We start from the raw sequence: 6,388 nt of genomic DNA, 5'->3' as shown, positions 1-6,388 counted from the left end.
TAATCCCGCTATCCGTTTCAATCTTTTGTGGCGAACCCCGCCACAAAAGGATTTTCACTTCTATCGGGGCTAGGACAATCATTTTCATAACACTATTTTTGTATAGTTTGTCATTCCGAGGAACGAGGAATATCATGTGCTAAATCGACAAAGATTGTCGCTAATCTACGCGGAGCTACTTGATGAGATTCCTCGTTCCTCGGAATGACAAAAATGCGCACACAAAAAAATCCCATTTGCCGTAGCGAATGGGATTTATATGTTTTAGAAGTTTGAAAACTATCTAATTGTATTGTTTTGAATTAAATCGATATATAAGTTAATCTTATCTTTCAATTCTTTTCTAGGCGTGATAAAGTCAAGGAAACCGTGCTCTAAAAGGAACTCAGCGGTTTGAAAACCTTCCGGTAAATCTTTTCCTGTAGTGTCACGAACAACACGAGGACCAGCAAAACCAATCAAAGCACCTGGCTCAGAGATATTTATATCTCCTAACATTGCATATGATGCAGTTGTTCCACCAGTTGTAGGATCTGTACATAATGAGATGTACGGTAATCCTGCTTCGGCAAGTTGTGCAAGTTTTACAGATGTTTTAGCTAATTGCATTAACGAATAAGCTGCTTCCATCATACGGGCACCACCTGATTTAGAAATCATTACAAACGGTAATTTGTTTTTAATCGCGTGATTAATACCTCTTGCAATTTTTTCTCCAACAACAGCTCCCATAGATCCGCCAATAAAGGCAAAATCCATACAACAAATAACAAGTTCTTTTCCTTTAGATTTTCCCACTCCGGTACGCACAGCGTCCTTAAGGTGAGTTTTCTCCATTACATCTTTCAATCTTTCTGCATATTTTTTTGTATCCACAAAATGCAAAGGATCTTTTGATGTCATGTTTTTATCTAATTCAACAAATTCGTTATTGTCAAATAAAATTTCAAAATAGGTTGCGCTTCCAATTCTAACGTGAAAATCATCTTCCGGACTAACAAATAAGTTTCTGGCTAATTCGTCAGCGTCAATAATTTTTCCAGTAGGAGATTTGTACCACAATCCTTTCGGAACGTCCATCTTATCTTCAGTAGCAGTCGTAATCCCTTTTTCCTGTCTTTTAAACCAAGCCATATTTAATGTTTTTTTTGTTTCAGGTTTAAAGTTTAAAGTTGTGAAAACTTTAAACCTGAAACTTTAAACTTTTTGATTATAGTGTATTCACATTGTTTAAATCTGCAAAAGCTTGTTCTAGTCTTGTGTTGAATGTCACTTCACTTTCACGTACCCATTTTCTTGGGTCATAATATTTTTTGTTAGGAACTTCAGAACCTTCGGGGTTACCGATTTGTGTTTTTAAATAGTCAATGTTCTTAACCATATAATCACGAATTCCTTCAGTATATGCAAATTGTAAATCTGTATCAATGTTCATTTTGATAACTCCGTAGCTAATTCCTTCTCTGATTTCTTCAAGTGTAGAACCTGAACCTCCGTGAAAAACGAAATCTACCGGATTAGGACCAGTTTTGAATTTGTTTTGTACGAAATCCTGAGAGTTTTTTAAGATTTTTGGAGTTAATTTTACGTTTCCTGGTTTGTAAACACCGTGAACGTTTCCAAAAGCTGCTGCAATTGTAAATCTAGGGCTTATTTTAGATAATTCTTCATAAGCATAAGCAACTTCTTCTGGTTGAGTATATAATTTTGAGCTATCAACATCAGAGTTGTCAACACCATCTTCTTCACCACCTGTAATACCAAGTTCGATTTCTAATGTCATTCCCATTTTGCTCATTCTAGCCAAGTATTCTTTACAGATCTCGATGTTTTCTTCGATTGGCTCCTCAGACAAATCGATCATATGAGAACTGAATAATGGTTTTCCTGTTTCTGCAAAATGTTTTTCAGAAGCATCTAATAAACCATCAATCCAAGGTAATAATTTTTTTGCGCAGTGGTCAGTATGTAAAATTACAGTTGCACCGTAAGCTTCTGCCAAAGTATGAATATGTTTTGCTCCGGCGATTCCTCCAGCAATAGCTGATTTTTCGTTAGCGTTAGATAATCCTTTTCCAGCGTTAAATTGAGCTCCTCCGTTAGAAAATTGAATGATAACCGGTGCATTTAGTTTTGCTGCAGTTTCAAGTACTCCGTTGATTGTGCTTGAACCAGTAACATTTACTGCTGGTAAAGCAAAACCTTTTTCTTTCGCATAATTAAAAATCTCCTGTACTTGATCTCCTGTAGCTACTCCCGGTTTGATATTGTGTGCCATTGTAATTTTTTTTAGTTGTTTTTAGTTTTTAGGTTGCAAAAATAAGAATTAATTAGCATTAGAAAGGATAATTTATTCCAAAATTTAAAACCGAGTGCCCAAAATTGTATTCTTTGAACCAGCGATCTCCCTTCTCATGTCCTGGATTATAAGTCTTAAACCCTAAATCTAACCGAATAACAAAGAAGCTTAAATCGTAACGTAAACCGAATCCTGAACCTAAAGCAATTTCAGCTAAATCGTTTAAGTTGTTGAATTTTGCCTTATCATCAATCACATTATCCATCACATTCCAGATATTTCCGGCATCTGCAAAGATTGCTCCTTTGACATCGCCAAAAACTTTAAATCGAAATTCGGCACTCATTGCAATCTTCATATTTGCCTCGTTAAAATCATTTACAGCGTTCGTGCTTCCAGGACCTAAAGCATATGGTTGCCATGCGCGGTTATCATTTGAACCTCCGGAATAATAACTTCGTGAAAACGGAATATAATTTGAATTACCAAACGGAATCGCTATTCCAAAAAAGCTTCTTACGGCTAATACTTGCTCTTTTCCAAAATCCCAGTGCTTGATATAATCAAATTCGGTTTTTATATATTCTGAATATTCTAAATTGAATATATCATAGTTTCCATTAGAATTTTTAGGAAGATTTGCTATACTTGAAATAGCAGATAATAAAGTACCTGCAGATTCAATTTTAGTTTTAAACTGATAAAAAGTATTATCAGCAAGATCCTTTTTAGTGGTTTTTGTAAAAGTGTAACTCGTTGCTAAAATAAAGTCATTTTCAGTCAAACGAACCCTTCTTTCTTCGATGCTTTCTACATCTTTATATTCTGGATCTCCGGGAACTAAATCTGTTTTATTTGATAATACATCATTAGTGAAGCCAGTAGTTCCTTTTGTGATAATTAAGTTTTTAGTAGTATCCGGATTGTCGAAGTAATCATTGTTAGTATTGTGATCTTTACCAATATTATTTAATTCATTATAAGATGAAGTATAAACTTTAAAATAATTACCCGGATTTAAATTACGTACAAATTGAGCATTCAGCAATTCAAGTTTAGCCGTATTGTTTCGTTTAGGCGACCAATTGTAAGCAATTCCGCCCGTAAAATTTTCCTTATCTAAACCAATATTCCTTTGTTTAGAGAAACCTCCCGCAATACTTGTAGAAGGAATCATCCTTTTTGGGATAATTTTTTCAGTTCCAAAAGGCAATAAAATCCTCGGGAAATTCAGTTTTAAATCAATACCATATTCAGATACATTGAAGAAATTATCATTAGGATTAGCCATATCTTTAGACGATCCAATATTTAAACGAGTCGAAATTTCAAGAGTTTCAGCCCTGTTAAACACGTTTCGGATCGTTTCAGAAATACTTGCACCAATACCAAAATCCTGAATATTAGAGTGTGTAACATCAAAAGAAGCTCCAAAACTGTATTTTTTTCTTGGTGTCAGATAAACATTTGCAATTAAGGATTGTGCCGTCGAGTCGCGTTTATCAACTTCATATTGAATCGAAGGATAATTAAAAATCTTTAAATTATTTAAATATCTTGAAGAAAGCGTTGTTCTCGTGTCAGAAAAAGTACTTCCTTTATTGATAAAAATAGCATCTGTAATAGCGCGAGGCTTATATTTTAGTTTTTTATAACTGTATAAATTAAAGTTGTTGTACGTTGTACTATCGTTTACTTTGGTTTTTGCATTTGCAGGAGAATAATCCGTATAAATGTTAACATCACTAATTTTATACAACTTAAAAGGTTCAGTTCTGCTGGAATCTCTTTCCTGAATATTATTGTTGTTAATAATCAAAGTTACATCGGCTTTGCTTTTTTTACCAATTGTATCAATATCAAAAGTAACATAAGTAGGCTGGAAAAAATAAGCACCGTGGTTTCTGAAATAAGTAGTAAGACGGTTTTTTTCATCTTCAAAATCAGCCGTTTTATATTGTTTGCCGGATTTTAAAAACGAAGGCTCATTATTGGTTTTATACAATGAATCCAGCGCCGGAGTCTTAATATTAGTATTTATACTGTCTAAAATATATGCCGGTCCAGTCGTAATAAGATAATTTATTTTTGCTTTTTTTCTGGCAACACTATCAATGCTATAATCTGTTGCAACATTGAAATAGCCATTATTAAAATAATAGAATTTTAAACGCAAAAGAGATTTTTTTGTTTTTGCAGTATCAATAACTACAGGAGGTTCCCCCGTATTTTTTAAAAATTCATTAAGACCTTTGTTTAAAAAAGATTGCCCAAGTCTGTCTACTTGTTTTGCAGATAATAATTTAGACTGGCGCTCATAAAGTCCGGGATGATTTTTAAATTTAGCCTGATATGTAGAGTCAGGATTTAAGTTGGCTAAATTGTATAAATTTAAGCGTAAACGATATCCCAGTAATGTTCCGTTTGGTTTTTGGTACATTTGGTTAGAGGCAATTTCATCGTTGGTTGCCTTTCCGTTTACAAGAATAGTATTTTTTACAAGAAGGTTTTTTCCATCGGGAACTCTTTTTACAGCATTACAACCGCAAATAAATGTTGCTATTAGAATAAATGCTGTTATTTTTGTGGAATTCTTTTTCAAGTGTTCTTAAATATTTAATTCAAAAGTACATTATTTTATGGTTAGTAAAAACCAAATAAAACTTATCTCAGGTTTACATCAAAAAAAGCAGCGTTTTGCAAATCAATTATTTTTTGCCGAAGGAGTAAAAGTAATTCAAGAATTGTTGTTATCCAATTTTGAATTAGAGCATTTATATACGACTCAAAATGATTTTGAAGAAGTTCATTCTTCAAAACGAACGCTTATTTATGAGCAGGACCTAAAAAAAATCAGCGCATTATCAACTCCCAATTCATGTTTGGCGGTTTTTAAAATTCCATCCGAAAGCAAAATAATCAACTCAGGGTTAATTTTAGCTTTAGATGATATTCGCGATCCCGGAAATTTAGGAACGATTTTGCGTCTTTGTGACTGGTTTGGCATCAAACAAATTATTTGTTCAAAAGAAACAGTCGATATTTATAATCCAAAAGTAGTTCAGGCAACAATGGGTTCTATTGCGAGAGTAAATGTGAATTACGTTGATTTGAAAACATTTATTGCAGAAACGAATCTTCCTGTTTTTGGAACTTTTATGGACGGCGAAAATATTTATCAATCAAATCTGCCTCAAACCGGAATCATTATTATGGGTAATGAAGCCAATGGGATTTCAGAAGAGATTGAAGAAACGGTTACCAGCCGACTTACAATTCCAAGGTTTGGAGAGCTTCAAAAAACCGAAAGTTTAAATGTAGCTACCGCAACTGCAATTATTCTTAGTGAATTTAAACGAAATAGTTAAGAATTTGTTTTAATGAAAAGTAAAATTAATTAAAATTGCTCGTGATTTCATAGAGTCAATGTTTCCGGTCCATGGACTTGGGCCGTTTGCAGGATTGTCACGAATTAATTCATCGGTAATACCAAACATACCTCTAATAGAAGGAGAGAAAATAAAGTATTCAGAGAAAAGATCTATCCCAAAACCAAGCTCATAAGCCGCAGTCCATTGTTTAACCCTGAATTTCCCTTCAAAATTGTCGTCTTTTGATTTCGCATTACTGGATAAATTTAATGTAGTAGACATTCCTCCAACTAAATACGGACGGATGTTTCCGGTTCGCAAAGCCGAGAATTTTAATAAAAGAGGGAAGTGAATATAAGTACTGTTTACTTCTCTGAAATAATCTTTTTCTAAAGGTAAATTCGGATAATATAAATCACGCTTTGTATAGTACAAGCCTGGCTCAAAACGTAAATTAATATATTCCTGCAATCTTAAATCAGCTACAACACCTACGTTAAAACCCGTAGTTTTTTTTACCTGAATATCCGGACCGGGATTTTTATAGTCAAATTTAAAATCAAAACTATTAAATCCCAGGTAATACCCAAAATACAGGCGTTGTTTTTGCCAGTTTTCAAGATTTATAATTGGATCTTTACTAAACATGCTTTTAGCAAATTGAGAATATCCTTGTGTCGTTAAGACTAATAAAAGTAAGACTACAGTTTTTTTCATA

Annotated in this window: 5 protein-coding genes; 1 reads left to right on the top strand and 4 read right to left on the bottom strand. The window is 33.5% G+C overall.

Annotated features, from left to right (window positions below; genetic code table 11):
• Positions 1–279: 279 nt before the first annotated feature.
• The 3 genes from accD to ACHZDT_RS17505 all read right to left on the bottom strand — a co-directional run bounded on the left by accD (position 280) and on the right by ACHZDT_RS17505 (position 4,901).
• Entirely contained in the window at positions 280–1,134 is an 855-nt protein-coding gene (accD, locus tag ACHZDT_RS17515; RefSeq protein WP_213294720.1) for an acetyl-CoA carboxylase, carboxyltransferase subunit beta, read from the bottom strand.
• A 76-nt stretch (positions 1,135–1,210) separates the two neighbouring features.
• Positions 1,211–2,278, bottom strand: a complete 1,068-nt coding sequence (fbaA, locus tag ACHZDT_RS17510) for a class II fructose-bisphosphate aldolase (RefSeq protein WP_394775945.1) — start codon at positions 2,276–2,278, stop codon at positions 1,211–1,213.
• A 58-nt stretch (positions 2,279–2,336) separates the two neighbouring features.
• Complete coding sequence (locus ACHZDT_RS17505; RefSeq protein WP_394775944.1) at positions 2,337–4,901, bottom strand: BamA/TamA family outer membrane protein; 2,565 nt, start codon at positions 4,899–4,901, stop codon at positions 2,337–2,339.
• A 37-nt stretch (positions 4,902–4,938) separates the two neighbouring features.
• Between ACHZDT_RS17505 and ACHZDT_RS17500 the strand changes: the two genes are divergently transcribed.
• Positions 4,939–5,667, top strand: a complete 729-nt coding sequence (locus ACHZDT_RS17500) for a TrmH family RNA methyltransferase (protein WP_394775942.1) — start codon at positions 4,939–4,941, stop codon at positions 5,665–5,667.
• Between the two features lie 9 nt (positions 5,668–5,676).
• Here the strand turns inward: ACHZDT_RS17500 and ACHZDT_RS17495 are convergent, their stop codons facing one another.
• On the bottom strand, positions 5,677–6,387 hold the full coding sequence (locus tag ACHZDT_RS17495) for a porin family protein (RefSeq protein ID WP_394775940.1): 711 nt from the start codon (positions 6,385–6,387) through the stop codon (positions 5,677–5,679).
• Position 6,388: the final 1 nt, after the last annotated feature.

Origin of the sequence: Flavobacterium sp. (assembly GCF_043722275.1) — a bacterium.
Lineage (GTDB): Bacteria > Bacteroidota > Bacteroidia > Flavobacteriales > Flavobacteriaceae > Flavobacterium.
The sequence above is the reverse complement of the archived record's forward strand: the minus strand, read 5'-3'. Positions and strand labels throughout refer to the sequence as shown.